At 67.9% G+C, this 14,352-nt stretch carries 17 protein-coding genes and 2 pseudogenes; 2 read left to right on the top strand and 17 right to left on the bottom strand.

All coding sequences use genetic code 11. From position 1 onward, the window contains the following. Positions 1-5 precede the first annotated feature (5 nt). From AB0F17_RS47525 to AB0F17_RS47480, 10 genes are all read right to left on the bottom strand, one after another. Positions 6-203, bottom strand: coding sequence for an FxLD family lanthipeptide (locus AB0F17_RS47525; RefSeq protein WP_358037516.1), 198 nt, complete (start codon positions 201-203; stop codon positions 6-8). Positions 204-260: 57 nt separating this feature from the next. Then, positions 261-1,493, bottom strand: a complete 1,233-nt coding sequence (gene fxlM / locus AB0F17_RS47520; RefSeq protein ID WP_358037513.1) for a methyltransferase, FxLD system — start codon at positions 1,491-1,493, stop codon at positions 261-263. Between the two features lie 1,068 nt (positions 1,494-2,561). Continuing rightward, positions 2,562-2,894 (bottom strand): hypothetical protein, encoded by a 333-nt coding sequence (locus AB0F17_RS47515; protein ID WP_358037510.1) that lies wholly within the window; start codon positions 2,892-2,894, stop codon positions 2,562-2,564. Continuing rightward, the gene (locus AB0F17_RS47510; RefSeq protein ID WP_358037507.1) at positions 2,891-3,751 is read right to left on the bottom strand and encodes an SAM-dependent methyltransferase; all 861 of its coding nucleotides are present in this window, start codon (positions 3,749-3,751) and stop codon (positions 2,891-2,893) included. The genes AB0F17_RS47515 and AB0F17_RS47510 overlap by 4 nt, the downstream gene beginning before the upstream one ends. Positions 3,752-3,950: 199 nt before the next feature. Next, a complete protein-coding gene (gene tmk / locus AB0F17_RS47505) occupies positions 3,951-4,619 on the bottom strand; it encodes a dTMP kinase (RefSeq protein WP_358037504.1) in 669 nt (222 codons plus the stop codon). Next, entirely contained in the window at positions 4,594-5,214 is a 621-nt protein-coding gene (locus AB0F17_RS47500) for an exonuclease domain-containing protein (RefSeq protein ID WP_358037501.1), read from the bottom strand. Before AB0F17_RS47500 ends, tmk begins: the two co-directional genes overlap by 26 nt. Continuing rightward, positions 5,207-6,184, bottom strand: a complete 978-nt coding sequence (locus AB0F17_RS47495; RefSeq protein ID WP_358037499.1) for a hypothetical protein — start codon at positions 6,182-6,184, stop codon at positions 5,207-5,209. The genes AB0F17_RS47500 and AB0F17_RS47495 overlap by 8 nt, the downstream gene beginning before the upstream one ends. A 315-nt stretch (positions 6,185-6,499) precedes the next feature. Beyond that, positions 6,500-7,378: a helix-turn-helix transcriptional regulator gene (locus AB0F17_RS47490; protein ID WP_358037496.1), complete on the bottom strand. Its 879-nt coding sequence runs from the start codon at positions 7,376-7,378 to the stop codon at positions 6,500-6,502. 23 nt (positions 7,379-7,401) lie between these two features. Next, a complete protein-coding gene (locus AB0F17_RS47485) occupies positions 7,402-7,926 on the bottom strand; it encodes a DUF6879 family protein (protein WP_358037494.1) in 525 nt (174 codons plus the stop codon). After that, positions 7,923-8,177 (bottom strand): hypothetical protein, encoded by a 255-nt coding sequence (locus AB0F17_RS47480; protein ID WP_358037492.1) that lies wholly within the window; start codon positions 8,175-8,177, stop codon positions 7,923-7,925. Before AB0F17_RS47480 ends, AB0F17_RS47485 begins: the two co-directional genes overlap by 4 nt. A 477-nt stretch (positions 8,178-8,654) precedes the next feature. Here AB0F17_RS47480 and AB0F17_RS47475 point away from each other — a divergent pair, with 477 nt between their 5' ends. After that, the gene (locus AB0F17_RS47475) at positions 8,655-9,143 is read left to right on the top strand and encodes a hypothetical protein (RefSeq protein WP_358037490.1); all 489 of its coding nucleotides are present in this window, start codon (positions 8,655-8,657) and stop codon (positions 9,141-9,143) included. Between the two features lie 114 nt (positions 9,144-9,257). On the opposite strand, the gene AB0F17_RS47470 is transcribed toward AB0F17_RS47475, so the two are convergent. From AB0F17_RS47470 to AB0F17_RS47450, 5 genes and pseudogenes are all read right to left on the bottom strand, one after another. Then, a complete protein-coding gene (locus AB0F17_RS47470) occupies positions 9,258-10,313 on the bottom strand; it encodes a site-specific integrase (RefSeq protein ID WP_358037487.1) in 1,056 nt (351 codons plus the stop codon). 53 nt (positions 10,314-10,366) lie between these two features. Then, positions 10,367-10,609 (bottom strand): annotated as a pseudogene (locus AB0F17_RS47465) (YnfA family protein); the annotation flags it as partial. A gap of 4 nt (positions 10,610-10,613) precedes the next feature. Beyond that, on the bottom strand, positions 10,614-11,123 hold the full coding sequence (locus AB0F17_RS47460; protein WP_358037573.1) for a hypothetical protein: 510 nt from the start codon (positions 11,121-11,123) through the stop codon (positions 10,614-10,616). A gap of 87 nt (positions 11,124-11,210) precedes the next feature. Then, positions 11,211-11,420: pseudogene (locus tag AB0F17_RS47455) on the bottom strand (HNH endonuclease); the annotation flags it as partial. Positions 11,421-11,711: 291 nt separating this feature from the next. Beyond that, positions 11,712-12,488, bottom strand: a complete 777-nt coding sequence (locus AB0F17_RS47450) for a hypothetical protein (protein WP_358037484.1) — start codon at positions 12,486-12,488, stop codon at positions 11,712-11,714. 156 nt (positions 12,489-12,644) lie between these two features. Between AB0F17_RS47450 and AB0F17_RS47445 the strand changes: the two genes are divergently transcribed. Then, positions 12,645-13,472, top strand: a complete 828-nt coding sequence (locus AB0F17_RS47445) for a sulfite exporter TauE/SafE family protein (RefSeq protein ID WP_358037481.1) — start codon at positions 12,645-12,647, stop codon at positions 13,470-13,472. A 73-nt stretch (positions 13,473-13,545) separates the two neighbouring features. Here AB0F17_RS47445 and AB0F17_RS47440 read toward each other — a convergent pair whose 3' ends face one another. Then, positions 13,546-14,079, bottom strand: a complete 534-nt coding sequence (locus AB0F17_RS47440; RefSeq protein ID WP_358037478.1) for a hypothetical protein — start codon at positions 14,077-14,079, stop codon at positions 13,546-13,548. Continuing rightward, positions 14,079-14,339, bottom strand: coding sequence for a hypothetical protein (locus tag AB0F17_RS47435; RefSeq protein WP_358037475.1), 261 nt, complete (start codon positions 14,337-14,339; stop codon positions 14,079-14,081). The genes AB0F17_RS47440 and AB0F17_RS47435 overlap by 1 nt, the downstream gene beginning before the upstream one ends. Positions 14,340-14,352 lie beyond the last annotated feature (13 nt).

Genomic DNA, 14,352 nt, shown 5'->3' with positions numbered 1-14,352 from the left:
GTGGTTCAGGAAGGGTCGTTGGAACTGGTGGTGCACGCGCTGGTGCTGCACGAGGTGCCGCACCCGTCGCTGGTGTCGCACATCATGATCACCAGCGGCGTGCTGGCCTCCACGACGCGCATGTCCAGCTCGAACTCCTCATCGGCCGCGAGGTCGGCGGGGTTCAGGACGTCGGTGGCGTCGAGGGTCAGCGTTGGAGCCATCGGTTCACACTCCTCACAGGTTGGGTGTGGGGCATCCTGGCCCGTCTGAACGGCCGATCAGCCGGTGGGCCAGGAGATCGTGACAAGACCGTGGGTCTTGTTGAGGGCCGCCGTGCCCTTGGGCAGGTCGGCGGGGGTGTTGCCACTCGGCCAGTAGGCAAATGTGGGCTCCGGCTGGTTTCTGGCCTGCTCGTCCCACGCCTGGATCTGTTCGACCATCGCGGTCGCTGCCTCCTGGCCGTGCGGCCCGTACGCGCGGGCCCCGAACTCCGCGCCGGCGCCTTCCAGCGCGGGCCGCACCGATAGGTAGGCGAAGGAGTCGCCGCGCACTCCGGCGAATGGGAACCACGTCTTGCGTTCCTGGGCGAGGTCGGTTCCCTCCTCGACGGCCAGCCTGCAGAAACCGGGCAGGAAGCTCGCGAACCACAGATGCAGGTCGGCGAACGACACGCCGTTCTCGATCGTGGTGCCAGACCACACCTCGGCGCGGTCGCTCGCCAGAACGCCGTCCAGCAGTGCGGGGTCGTCGGGCGCCCCGTTGTCGAACCGGAGCGTGACGGCGTGCCCGTGGGGGTCGGGCAGCCGGAATTCCCTGTCGACGTGCTGACCGGCCCCCTGCATGGGGACGAACCCGCACACCACGGCGGACGTGCTGACGAGATGGTCATTCTCGCGGCGGAACGCGATCGAGCGGCTCACGCCGTTCATCCGCAACGGCACCACAAGCGTGCCGTCAGGGGCCAACTGGCGCAGCCACGCCGGGGCCAGGTCCCACGCGCCGACCGTCACGATGGTCGCGTTGAACGGCCCGAACCCGGCAATTTCGTGCTCGGCATCGGCCGTGATCACCTTCACCCGGTCGCCGTACCCGGCGACGTCCAGCAGCTCGGCGGCGCGGTCGGTCACCTCCCGGTCGATGTCCACGCTGATCACCTCGCCGTCCGGCCCGACGACTTCGGCCAGCATCGCCGCGTTCACACCGCCTGAGCCGATCTCCAGCACGCTCATGCCCGGTGCCAGCTCGGCCTGCTCGATCATCGCGACCTGAACGTACGCCGCGCTGACGGAGGAGATGGCCGTGCCGTGCTCATCCCTCTTGGTCACCACCGCGCTGTCGGCCTGATAGGTGACCTCCAGCGGGGTATCGGCCGGTACGAACGCGTGCCGGTCGACCGTCCGGAACACCCGGTCGACCTGAGCCGACTTGATGTGCCCCGCCGTGGCGAGCTCGTCCGCGAGCTTGTTCCTCAGCTCGGCGGCCTGCGCCTGGTCGATGGTCTCGTCATTCACTGAATGGTCTCCCTGTGGTGTCTTCTGGTCAGCGGCTTTGCGGTGGGGCTTGGTACGGCGCGGGTTCACCGTGGCGGGGCCGGTCACCCCTGTCCACTGCACACGCCGGGGCTGGCAGGCACCATCCCCTGCGGGTAAAAGCGCCTGCCAGCGTCTTCCGGCCGGCCACGGGCACCGCGGGCTCGGCCGGGAAGTCGAAACGTGCGCGACGGTCTGCGCGAGCAACTGCACATGGACGGCATCCGCGCTGGGCTTCCTGCTGCTGAGCACCAGTAGCAGGGCCAGGCCGGCAACGATGAATGGCCGTGCGAGCACCGGACGGAGGGTGGCCTCCGCTGGTAGGTCGGGCGTCCAAGGGTCTCCGTACACGAGCACGATCAGATCCATGGGGGACCCTCCGGACTCCTCCGGTCAGGCGGCAGGGGCGGGGCGGCCGTGGGACGGCGGGGGTCGCCGTCCCACGGCCGGTCATCGCCCCGTCCGGGCCAGCCGGGGCGGAACCGCTGTGGGCCGGGAGATTGCGTGTAGCCCTCAGCGGGTGGCGGGGTCGCTGCCCTTGACCGGGCTCAACCGTCTGCGGTTGGGATGCTGTGGCCATCGTCTGTTCTCTCCACGTGGGTCTGACTGCCTGCTGCCGTTGGGAGAGCAGTAACCGGAGGATGGCTGGCGTCGCCGGTGGGTGGCTTCCGCCCGGCCTCCTGGTGAGAGCCGAGATTGATGAAGGCGAGTGCGATAGCGGCATGCATAACGTGGCCTTTGCTGGCTGGGGCGGGGCGTTGTACGCCCACAGGCGACCCGAGGAAGGCGGACGGGCGCACCCGGATGTCCGCCTTCCTCGGCCCAGCGGCCCATCCATGGCGAGTGGGGGCGGCTCGCGCAGTGGGGAAGAGGGTGGCTGGGAGTTGGATCCCATCGCCCACGACTGCGCACGATCCTGCCGTGGGCGATGAGCTTGGGGGGCGCGGGCCCGCACGACAGTGGCGGAGGTTGAGCGCAGGCCCGCGCCAAGACGCGGAGCAGCGCCCCCATCTGCGCGCGGGACCGCCTGCCTGACCGCGTCTCGCTTATTCACCCGCGCCCCCTCTGGAAGCCGGGAAGTATGTCGTTGACGATAGGGTGCTGCATGGGGATCGACGCGGCGAGCCGCAGTTCGCCGAGCATCGCCGAGACGCGCTCGCGCAGGTCCTGCTTGGTGCGGCCTTTGACGTAGAGGCCCTTCGGCGTGGGGCCCTTGTACCACGCGGTCAAGTGCCTGCCCCCGACCTCCCACAGTACGAGCACGACTTTGCCGTACTCGGCCTGTAGCGCGGCCGCGCACCGGGCGCCCTCCTCGTCGTCGAGGTACTTAGGCTCGTCGTCGATGCGCTGGTCATCGAGGTCTGCGAAGCGGCGATGCCTCATGCCGCCCCCTCGGGTTGCTTCTCCTTGACCGCTTCCTCGGCGCACGAGCCGAAAGCAGCCACCGCGGCGACGAAATGCGCCTTGCCGACATCGCGCGCGATTGGTTCGGCGGGCCGCCACGTCGACGCCTCCACAAGGCCGGGCTCCAGCAGGGGCAGACCATCGAGGAACATGCTTCGGATCGTGTTGAGCGGGCGCGGGTAGATGTCGGCGGTCCGCTTGTACACGGTGAGAAGCCGGTCGAGCTCGTCAGCGGTCAGGAGGTCGCTCCGGGCGTGGCTGAAAACGAGGTAGCCGCCGGGGAACGCCGCCATGTACCGGTGCAGGATGTCTCCCGGCTTCTGCTCGTCCGGCCAGAAGTGCGCCAGCGCCGTGACGACGATCCCCACACGTTCGCGAAGGTCGAGGAGACGGCGAACGTGTGCAAGCACCGTGTTCACGTCCCGCGCGTCCGCCTCCAACGCCATCGCGCCCTCCCCCGCGAGCAGCGCCCGCCCGAAGACGGCGACGGAGGGATCGTTGTCCACGTACGCCACCCGGGCGCCCGGGTGAATGCGGCGGGCCGTCTCCAGCGTGGTTTCCTCGCCCACCTGCGGCAGGCCGCAGCCGAGGTTCAGCCACTGCGCGACGCCCAGCTCGGAGGCAGCCTCAACCCCGCGCGGGACGAACTCCAGGTTCGCGCGGGCCGCCTCCGGGAGCTCCGGGGCAATCGCCGTCATCGCCTTAACCACGTCCCGATCGCTGGCCCGGTTGTCCTTTCCCTTGGTCACGGCGTCGTAGACACGGGCGATCGACGGGGCATCGCCGGGGATTCCTGGGCCGGTCGAGGTCACCGGGGTTGCGCTGCGGGAGTCCATAAGTTGAGACCTTCAGAGGGGAAGGGCCGGATTGGGGTTCGAGTGCGGGTAGGCGGCTTACCCAGGCTCGCCGTCGCTGCGAAGGACAACAGCGGCCGTGGCCGGATTGAAGCTGTCACCGGGCGGTGGCGTAAGCGGGATGTAGGTCGTGAGGATCTCACTTGATCTTCGAGGCGCCGGATTGGCGCCGGAGCAGGTGTCACCATGCGGGGGTCCTCAGTGGCTGATCGTCGGGCACAGCGAAGAAGTCTTTGAGCCGGTTCCTGATCGTGACCGCGATCTGGTGCGCGTCGTCCGAGCTGATATCGATGCGTAGGACGTCGTATCCGGCCTGGATGAGCCGCTCGCATGCCTGCCGGTAAAAGTGGGCCTCGGCATGGCTGGAGCTGGGGGTGAGCTGGAACCGGTTGTGCGCTCCGCGCTCCGCCAGCCGTGTTGCGATCAGTTCGGGTGCACCTTCGAGGACCACGGCTAAGTCCGGCCGGTCGGCCAGGGAGTTCAGGTCCCACAGGAATGTCGGGTCTACTCCGTCGAAGCGCTGCATGACCAGGGCCGACGGTACGTATCTGTCACAAAGGACGATTTCGCCGGCGTCCAAGTGAGGTTTGATCTCGGTCTCAAGGTGGTGGTAGCGGTCTGCGGCGTACAGGCAGGCCAATGCGGGGCCGGTGACGGTCTCGGTCATCTCGCGGGCGATCTTGCCGAGGACTCCGTTGGACGGTTCGGCGGTGGTATGGACGTGCTCGCCATCGGCAACCAGCAGTTGCGACAGGTGCGCGACGATGGTCGACTTCCCGGCGCCGGAGGGGCCGTCGATGCTGATGAACAGGCCGCGTTGATGATCAGAAAAGGGTCTGAGCTGCGTCATCGGTCGATCCTTCGGAGGAGGTCATTGTCGCTTCGGTCAGGAGGGCGGCCAGCGGCAGCGGGTCCGCATCGCCAGCCAGGTAGGCGAGGAGGCGAGCGCACACGAGAGCGTCGTAGGCCGCCCGGTGGACCTTCAGGCCGGCGGGCATGTCCGCGGCGAGCTTGAGTTCCTTCGCGAGCGTGCCCAGCTTGTACGAGGGGCGTCCGGGCATAAGGCGGCGGGCCAGCTTCAGGGTGTCGATGACCTGGGCGAGCTGGAAGCCGGGCAGTTCCCGGGCCAGCACGCTGAGATCCACGTGAGCGTTGTGCGCCACGAAGATGGCGCCATCGAAGACCGCCATGATGTCCGCGGCGTACTCGGCGGCAGGCGGGTCAGACGCCACCTGCTGGTTGGAAATGCCGTGGATGCGGCAGGCCAGCGGTGTGATCGGCCTCGGAGGTTTCACCAGCCACGTCAGGGGCTCTCCCACCGTGCCCTGGTCGATCAGGACGATGGCCAACTCAACGAGATCTGGAGGCTGCTGCCCGTTGCCTTCGACGTCCGCGACCGCGTAGCGGAATTCCGTCCATGGGGCCTGAACGTCGATGTCAGCCATTCGCGTTCTCCCAACCAATCTCGGCTCGGCCATGCCGTCGTTGCCGATGTGGGTGTGCGGCGTCATGGATCTGGAAGCCGAACCTGTGCTGGAGGTAGTAGCGCGGCTGCTCGGACGGCAGCCCTTCAACGTGCGCTGCCCGCTTCGTGACCTCGATGACGCGCATGCCGGCCGCTTCGGGCAGGACGGCTACGGCCTCCTGGAGTTGGCGAACGGTCGGCGCTCGATGAACCTGGGCGCATCGGTCGAGCTGGGCGGCCGGGCAGATGTCGCACAGCTCGTTGATGCCGTAGTGGCCGTTGTAGTCCGGCAGCCCGTGGGCGTACGAGACAGCGCACGAAGTCTTGCGGAACAGCGGCGGCGCATTCGATGGCCGACGGGCGAACGCCGCAAGGATGCGTTCCTCCAGCGTCTCAGGGACGATCTTGCGGCGCGTGGTCTCCTGATACGGCTCGGGCAGGCCGTTGGCCCGGTAGTAGTCCGCGATCTCGTCCCGGTAGAACAAGCCGGTGAACACCGTGGCGTCTGCCCATTTGGACAGACTCGCGGCCCGCGCCAGATGGGCCGCGGTGTCGTTCAGGCCGGGCACCAGGGGCCGCCAGTAGAAGATCGTCCGGTAGCGGCGTGGCCCGTACGTTGTGGCAAGCCGCATGGAGCGCACGGCGATGCCCGAGGGGTGCGGCTCGATCCGCTTGTCGTAGATGCCCGAGTACGTGAACAGCAGTGTCACCTTCACGTTCTTCAAGGCGTTGAGCCGCTCGCAGTCGCGGACGTCCACATGAGCGCGGGTGATCACCAGCACGGAGTTCGTGAGCCCGCGGTGGTCGAGGTCTTCCAGCACCGCGAACAGGTGGTCCCGTACGCCCGGCAGGAACGGGTCGGTGGCCCGGTTGAAGACCTGCAACGGGGTGTCGTGTGGCCGGAAGTACCGATGGCTGACGAGCTGCTCGACCGCCTCACTGTCGCTCATCAAGGCCCGCGGCCGGCGTGCGTCCCAGAGCCCGTAGGTGTGCCGGATGCAGTACGCACACCCGAGCGGACAGCCCTGCACGTGATTAAGGGAAAGCCCCGACTTTCGGTACTCGACAACCTCACGGGCCCGCTCTGGGAGCGCGGCCACGGCTTCCTCGGGCAACAAGGGTACGAACGCTGAACTCACGACAATCTCCAGGTCAGGACCGTCGATGGCGCTGTCAGCGTGACACGGGCGCGAGGGGAACGGCGAGGAAAGTTCTAGAGATTTCTCGAATCTGACCGGTCGGGAGAGGTTAGGCGAAACATCGAGCTACGACGTCGTGGCGCTTTCGTCATCGTCGTCGGGTAGCGCCGAGCGGAGTTCCTCCATCACCTGGGTGATGACCGCGCGGGCGCTGGCGCCGTAGGCCGCGACGGAGGCCATCGCCCCGAAGACCTTCTCGTGCAGGTCGATCTCTTGGGCCTGGGTCAACGTCAACTCGGCCGAGAAGATCTCCACGAGCACCTGACGGTCATCGAAGATCCAGAAGCCGCACCCAGGAGCGATGACGAACGGTGTGCCGAACGGGATGACGCCGAGCCGCACATTGGGCAGCGTGGAGGCGGCCACCAGCCGATCGAGCTGGGGCAGCATCAGCTCCGGCGGGCACAGCCTGTACCGGAGGACTGCCTCGGTGATCACGAAGTGGAAGCGCTTCCGCGGGTCGTAAAGGATCTCCTGACGGGCCAGCCGGGCGCGAACGGCGTCGTCGATGTCGTTCGTGATGCCGAATACCGTGATGGCCTGAGCCAGCCGGTGACGGGCGTATCCCGCTGTCTGGAGCAGCCCGGGAATGAAGGCGGGCTCGAAGACCCGAAGACGAGTAGCGCGCCGTTCCATATCGGCCCAGGTGCCCTGATGATGCCGGGTGCCCCCGCTCAAGAGGCGCTGCCACTCCGCGTGCGCAGACTCCATCGTGCGCAGCATGGCGAGCACCGAGGCGCTGTCCTGCTCGTCGCCGGTCGTCGCACCGACCCAGCCGGTGACGTCGGCCTCAGTAGGGGTCTGCTTCCCCGTCTCCAGCTTCGAGATCTTCGAGGCAGGCCAGGAGAGACGCTCGGCGAGTTCACGGCCGGTCAGGCCGGCTGACGCACGAAGGGTGCGCAGTTTGTTTCCGAGCGACTCTCTGGCTTGCTGGAGGCTGGTCACGCCCCCTTTTCTACTCAGCCGTCCTACTCTCGTGCCAAGTCGGCGAGGAACTGTTCACGAGTGACCGCCCGATGCCAAGCGTCGTCACGAGCTGCCGCCAGCTCGATCACGGTGGCCGGGTCGGTGACGATCTCAGCACCGAGCAGTACGTCATCCTCGTCGAACTTCAGGCGAGCGGCCCACTTGGAGTCGAACAGCCAATAGTCGAGCTCCGGCAGACCGGCCGCCTGCGCCCGGTTCAGATAGCGGATATCCTCGCCGGCCTGGATGGCGAACTCCGCACACCACAGGCCGAAGCGGGAGTAGTCCGACAGCGGGACGGAGACGACTCGCACGCGATGGACGAACTTGCCCTTGGCCGCGTGTTCGGCCGTGAGGTCGAGCCAGGGCCGATTCCACGCCAGGTCATCGGGCTCGCCGGCGAGGAACTTGCGGATCGGCTCGTGCTCGCCCGGGGAGTTGTAGCGCTCCCGAGGCTCCAGCCGGAACGCGGTGTGCTCGAATGACCTGAACAGATCCCCGAACGCGTCGCCGGAAACCAGGGTCAACGCCCCTCACCGGCGCCTTCGTCGGCCGTCGCGGTCGTGGCGGCGTCGTGGGTGGTGGGGGCCTGGTAGAAGCTCAGCAACTCCAGCGGGATCTCGATGTCGGCCTCCCCGGAAGGCACATCCCCCAGGTCGGCGAGCGCCTGCGAGTCGGTGACGCGGTAGCCGCGCACCACGAGACTGCCCCGGTCTGTTGCCCACAGTGTGGGCGAGCCGCCGTTCTGCGAGGTCGAACCGAGGAACGTAACCCTCATACCTGCCTCCGATGGAGAAGAATTCGAGAACATTCACCATGAGGGGACTACGACTCGACGTAGCCGTCAACCCTCCAGACTCGATCGCTCTGGGCCGTCTTACACGGCGTCCGGGAGTCAACCCCAATCACCAGGCAAATCATGATGGCGGTCGAACTGGTACGGGATTCCCGACCACAACAGGGGCCGTCCCATCGCCACCCGCCGCCGCTCACTACCGCTGTAAGCCCTGGCCATAGTCGGGGCGCCTCACCTGTCCGGCCAGACGGAGTTCCGGAACCTTTCGTAAGCGTCCTCGCGTACGCGCGCGAGCGCTGACTGGTGCGGCGTAGCGTTCACACTCGTGACGAGCCTGCTCCCTTTCCCCTGTGTTCCGATTGTTGTCGCCACTGACGCATGCACCCGCTTCGCCGGCCATGTGCTGCTGCTGACGCACCGCCTCGGCGAGCACGAAGGACATCGAGAAGGAGCCGCCAGGTGAACGAGGCGACACCTACCGAGCCGCCTGAGCCGGTCGCCCCGTTGGAGTCGGCCTGGGCAAGGCGGCTGAGGCGTAGTGCCGAGGCTACGATCTTCCTGCTGGGGGTCACGCTGCTGGTGGCGCTCTCATTCCCGGCGCTGCTGGCGTGGGCCAAGTCGCCGCAGGGACTCAATCAGCCGGAGTTCTTCGCGTGGCTGGTCGTGCTCTTGCTGGCCATCGCCCCGGTCGCCATGCTGCGGCAGGCCGGGGATGCGTGGCGGCGCGGGTACCGTGCGCCGAAAGCGGTCACCGCCGTGTGGGTGTTCGTCGTTCTTGGTGTCGCCGCGCAATGGGGGGCGGGCGCCCCGTGGGCAGAGATCGCCTTCAGGCCAGTGGTGGTGGGCGTCATGCTCTGGTTCCAGCGGCCGGCCGATCCGCCGCCGATACCGGTCCATGGCGACAGCGGCAACGCCCCAACGCCGCCTACTGATGGCAGTGAGCGATGACCATGACCCCAGGGAGTCCGACGTCCATTCCTCCCCCAGCAGGGGGCTGAGGGCGGCGGCGACTCACTCGATCAAATGGAGTTGCATCGAAGGCAGTTCCGCTCGAACTGGGGCTCAGAGCCCCACACCCCGCATGGGGTTGTCTCGCCACTTGTCGGCCGCCCGAATGTATCCGTGAACGACGGGTGACTTGTCCGACCAGCGGCCATGCCGTGCGATGGCCGACACCGAGGCTCCGGCCTTGGCTGCGGCCGTCGCTCCTCCCGCCCGGAGGGAGTGGGCGGTGTAGGTGTGCGCGTCCTTGAGCCCGGCCTTCTCCGCTGCTCGCCGCACGATCTGGTTGAGGCCGTCGCCGGACATGCGGCCGGTGCCTCGCATGGTCGCCCCCGGCGTGCCGGACAGGCGCCCGTGCCGGTCGATGGCGCGCAGCAGCGGGCCCTCGGTCACCCCGTGGGTCTCCAGCGCGGCCAGCCAAGCCTGCACCACACGCACGGGGCAGGTCTCCGGGTGCGAGCCGTACGGGAGGGGCACCATCTCCCCGACTGCGTCCTGGTCGGTCTTGGACCGGCGGATCGCCACCTCCAGCCCATCACTGGTGATCGTCAGGTCGGCGATGTCCAGGGCGGCCAACTCGGAGCGGCGGCCCATGAGGGCAAAGCCGAGCAGCAGGACCACGCGGTCTCGCAGGCCGAGGAGGGTCGGAGCGGTGGTGTCCACCAGAGCGCGAAGCACCGTCAGCTCGGCGGGCGGCGCCTTCCGGGTGCGGTGCCCGGTGGCGGCGCGCTCCTTGCGGTAATTGCGCAACGCGAGCCGGGCAAACTCGGCGTTGAGGGAGAACCCCGCCTTCTTATGCCGGGACTGGATGCACGCCAGCGCCCGCTCGATGGTCGAGGGCGCGGGCAGGGTGCCCCTGCGGGTCGGGGTGCCGGCCAGGTGGGTGACGTACTCGGCGACGGTCTCCGGCGTGGCGGGAAGTGGGCTGCGGGCGTGCGCCGCACTCCAGGTGATGAAGGTCTCCCAATCACGTTGGTAGGCCCGGCTGGTGTTCTCGGCGAAGCCTCCGGCAACTCGTACTCGGGCGGCCTCGCTCAGGTCGCGGTCAGCCATGCCCGCCGGAGCGGGCAGCGGGAATGTGTCGGCGTGGGGTTCCAGCCGTGCCAGCTCGGTCACGAGCGTTCTCCAGAGGGGGTGGGGGTCTGCATTCTGGGTCGCGATAAAGCATATTATCGCGACCCAGAATGACTAACAACGATCTTGACGGACTCGGCCGAGCAAGGGCGAACATCCGAGACGGCTGGAAGATCGAGAACAAGTCGGAATCCGTCGACGACCATGCCCCAAGCTAGGGAACCGGCAACGAAGACGCCGCCATAGGCGGCCAGGATGCGGCCGAAGTTCGCGTCCGGCTGGAGGGGGGCGACGAACCCGTACAAGCCCAGTGCGATGACTCCAGCGCCGATCCACAGTGGCTCACGAGTCGACTGATGTCACCGTGCCGCTGATCGGCTTTCCCACCTGCATGCTGACCTGCAAGTGTCGGTTCTGATCCGGGCCCTGGTCGGGATTGAAGGTCGAGGACCAGGAGACGAAGACCCGGCCGGCCAGAAGCACGCCCTCGATCGGTTCCTCGCCCAGGTGCACAATCGCTCTGACCAGCGGCGCCGATGCCAAAGCCGTCGCTCCGTTATGGCGGATGACAGTCAGTCCCATGGCGAGCGGGCTATGGGGCACGTTCATGCGGCCGGCCGCGTCTCGTGCGGCGATGAGGTCGCGGCGAACGTGATCGCTATCGGCCCCTTCGAGGATCCCGAACTGTAGGCATACAGCCAGGTAGGAGTGCTTGAGCAGGGCGAGCCGATATCGGTTCTCGTCGGGAAGCAGCCCGGCCAGCTCGATCTCCCCGCTTCGGAGCATCTCCTCGATCGCCGGATCGATGTTTCCGCTCAGCAGGAGCGCGAACCCGTCTTCGGGCGTCCACATGAGCGGGATACGAGCGGTTCTCCTGGCGCCTTGGATGCCGGGCCCGGTGAACCGCGGAAGCGTGATCAGGTTGTCGTACCAGTCGGTGAGATCTGCCTCCACGTGACTGCCCAGCCTGTGGTTGCACGCGGCGCACGTGCGGGTCATCTTCTCCCCGCCCATGGCCGCCGGCGGGACGTGTTCTTCGTTGGTTGCCGGGTCACCGCAGATGGGGCAGTCGTCGAAGAGACGGCGAGCGATCGTTTCGAGCAGGGTGATCCTCGCCGAAGCCGATGGCTTCGGGCGCGTGGTCGACATGTGCAGGACGCGTCCGTCGGACAGTTCCACAGACATCGCGCCCGGTTCTTGGCGGTTCACGATCTGGGATCGTAGCCGGGCCACAGCGGCGGGCGCACGGGCGTTTTGCGGTGCGCGCTACCCGGACGCCGAGTTCTCTGATGCCGACTTCATGGCGCCGACTCCAGGCGAACATGTTGCTGGCGGCGGCACACCTGCTGGGGCCGCTGTGCGGGCTCCTGGGCATCACCCCCGGCCGGGGCGCGGGGTAGCCCTGCTTCGCGCTCGGCTGGTAGCTGCCCGGCGCCGATGTCAGCTGCTCGCCGCCGGACTGCCGGTCTGCTGAGCGGATTGCTGAGCGAAGTGCGCGGCCAGCGCGGTCATCTTGCCCAGATAGCGGGCGGCCATCTGCAGGTGGGTGTAGGCGGTGTCCTCATCGACGGCGCGGCCGCGCGGGTGGCCGGCCTCGTTGCGGGTGACCCTGAGCAGGTCGGCCACCGCGTCCATGGTCAGGGTGTCACCCAGGTCATCGGGCAGCGTGGGGCGCAGCGGCTCTAGGCGGGCGCGCAGCGCCTGGAAGCGGGCGTTCTGGGAGCTCTTGGGGTTGTCGAGCTCCTTGCGCAGCTTCTCGGCCGAGGTGCCCAGCGCGGCGACCATCGCCTCGGCCACGACCAGGAAGACCTGCTCGGCGGCCACCCCGAGCATCACCGAGCTGGCCAGGTAGCAGCCGGCGTTGAACGCTCGCAGCGACTCCTCCAGGTACTGGGAAGCGATCGGGTGCAGGTCCGGCACCTGACGGTGCATCCGGCGCAGGTAGCCTTCCGGGTCGTACGGCTCCCACGGCCCGCCGCTGACGACCTTCAGACCGCGCTCGGACAACTTCCACCGCCAGTTGTCCGACGACGATCCCGGATTGGCGTGATCGATGTAGACGAGCCCGTCGGCGAGCAGCCCGTATAGCGCCTCCCACACCTGGTGAGGCCGGCAGCCGGTGGCGGTCCGGATCGCCTTGGGCAGGTAGGAATCGAAGAACCGGGGGTCGGTGCCCGGCGTCGCTAACAGCTGGAGCACCTGGCTGCGGATCTGCATCCCGTCAGGGTGCCATCCGGATGCCTGAGCTTGCAGGTGATTTTGGTGCCGTCCGCATGGTTGTGCTCTTCTGCGATGGATGTGCTCTAAGCCAGTGCGAGATCCTGGACGCCGACGCGCAGGAGCGCAGGGATCCGGCAGGGAGCGCAGGTTGACGTGAGCGCAAACGACGACGTCGTACCCGGCCGCACGGTGCGCTCGGCATCGCTGGTCTTCACCGCCGGGGCTGCAGTGGGCGTGCTCGGCGGGATGATCGGCCTCGGCGGCGCGGAGTTCCGGCTGCCGCTGCTCATCGGGCTGTTCGGCTTCGCCGCGCTGGCCGCGGTGATCCTCAACAAGGCGATGAGCCTGGTCGTGGTCCTGGTCGCGCTGCCCGCGCGGCTGGCCGCCGTCCCCCTCGCCGATCTGGCGGCACACTGGATGGTGGCGGTCAACCTGCTGGCCGGAAGCCTGCTGGGCGCGTGGGCGGGAGCGTCCTGGGCGGTGCGGATGCGCTCGGCCACCCTCTACAAGGTGCTGGCGGCCCTGATGGTGCTCATGGCCGCGGCCCTGGTGCTCACCCACGCGACCACCATGGGCTCGCTGGTGCTGCCTGGCCCCGTACGGGCGGTGGCCGGGATTGTCGCGGGGTTCGGGATCGGCGTGGTGGCGGCCATCATGGGGGTGGCCGGCGGGGAACTGCTGATCCCGACGATCGTGCTGCTCTACGCGGCCGATATCAAGACCGCGGGCAGACTGTCGCTGCTGGTGTCCCTGCCCACCATGCTGGTCGCCTTCGCCCGCTACAGCCGTGACGACAGCTTCGCCATCCTGGGCGTCAACCTCCGCTTCGTCGCCGCCATGGTCGCGGGCTCAGTCGTGGGTGCTCTCCTCGGTGGCCTGCTGCTCGGTGTGATCCCCGGCCTTGTCCTCATTCCCGTCCTCGCAGCCGTGCTGCTGATCTCGGCGATCAAGCTGGCCCGCCATCCCACCCCCGGGATGTGAGCGTCAGCCAGCGGACACCCCTCATCGCCTTCAGCTTGGCATCGCCGATTCGCCGGAGATCTTCAACTCGGTGTTAGCTGGCGGCCAGCTCACCTGCTGGCCGTCCCTGAGCTTGGTTCTGGGCCTGGCGGCGCTGCTTGACCTCGGCGATGCGCTTGACGATGCCCTCGACGACAGCAGCGTTGGGGCCGATCTCGATCGCGCCACCCTGGTGACCTGAGACCTCAACGGCCTTCACCGGGCGCCATTCTTCTGGGTACATCCGGGCGAGCAGTTCGAGGGCGACACGACCGTTGGGGGGCGTCCACACGCGTTCTCGGGTTCCGTCCGGCCGGGTGGCTTCGCGGATCAGGGTGCCACCCATGGCATCGGCAAAGGCAGCCGCCACGAGGTCTACAGAGGCTCGCGCGCGTGCGCGTGTAAGGGCCTCCCGAAACTCCCGGTATTCGGGAGCCGCCCCCTCCTCCTCTCCTAGGGTCATCCACCTGTGGACGGTGGAACGGCCGACTCCGCAGAGGTCAGCGGCGGTGCCGAGGAAGTGGCCCGCCTCCAAGTGCTTACAGAGCTCGTCGCGCAGCTCGGGGGTGAGTTTGGAGGGACGGCCCATCACTCACACTCCTGGCGTCGGGCGGCGAGTAGCCGACGGGCTCCGGCTGCCCCCCGGTGCGCGATACTCGGGTCGGCGGTTCCGCGTCGGTAAGAGACCGGCAGGGCAGTACGAGCCGAGGTCGGCCGCAGCCCGTGCCGCACGAGCAGCGTGACCGCGTCCGCCGCCTTGCGTTCAGCTCCAGGTACCTCCCACTCGGCGAGCAGGATGACCAGGGCCCGTTGAGCGTTCGTGATGATGGCGGCGATGGTGCTGCTCAAGCCTCAATCCTCC

It is taken from the genome of Nonomuraea sp. NPDC026600, from assembly GCF_040638335.1.
Classification (GTDB): Bacteria; Actinomycetota; Actinomycetes; order Streptosporangiales; family Streptosporangiaceae; genus Nonomuraea.
The sequence above is the reverse complement of the archived record's forward strand: the minus strand, read 5'-3'. Positions and strand labels throughout refer to the sequence as shown.

Bases quoted from the DNA above. Each gene is read 5' to 3' on its own strand.
- AB0F17_RS47525 (WP_358037516.1), bottom strand. From the start codon at position 203: ATGGCTCCAACGCTGACCCTCGACGCCACCGACGTCCTGAACCCCGCC.
- AB0F17_RS47515 (WP_358037510.1), bottom strand. From the start codon at position 2,894: ATGAGGCATCGCCGCTTCGCAGACCTCGATGACCAGCGCATCGACGAC.
- AB0F17_RS47510 (WP_358037507.1), bottom strand. From the start codon at position 3,751: ATGGACTCCCGCAGCGCAACCCCGGTGACCTCGACCGGCCCAGGAATC.
- tmk (WP_358037504.1), bottom strand. From the start codon at position 4,619: ATGACGCAGCTCAGACCCTTTTCTGATCATCAACGCGGCCTGTTCATC.
- AB0F17_RS47500 (WP_358037501.1), bottom strand. From the start codon at position 5,214: ATGGCTGACATCGACGTTCAGGCCCCATGGACGGAATTCCGCTACGCG.
- AB0F17_RS47495 (WP_358037499.1), bottom strand. From the start codon at position 6,184: ATGAGCGACAGTGAGGCGGTCGAGCAGCTCGTCAGCCATCGGTACTTC.
- AB0F17_RS47480 (WP_358037492.1), bottom strand. From the start codon at position 8,177: ATGAGGGTTACGTTCCTCGGTTCGACCTCGCAGAACGGCGGCTCGCCC.
- AB0F17_RS47460 (WP_358037573.1), bottom strand. From the start codon at position 11,123: ATGTGGACGCCCGAAGACGGGTTCGCGCTCCTGCTGAGCGGAAACATC.
- AB0F17_RS47450 (WP_358037484.1), bottom strand. From the start codon at position 12,488: ATGCAGATCCGCAGCCAGGTGCTCCAGCTGTTAGCGACGCCGGGCACC.
- AB0F17_RS47440 (WP_358037478.1), bottom strand. From the start codon at position 14,079: ATGGGCCGTCCCTCCAAACTCACCCCCGAGCTGCGCGACGAGCTCTGT.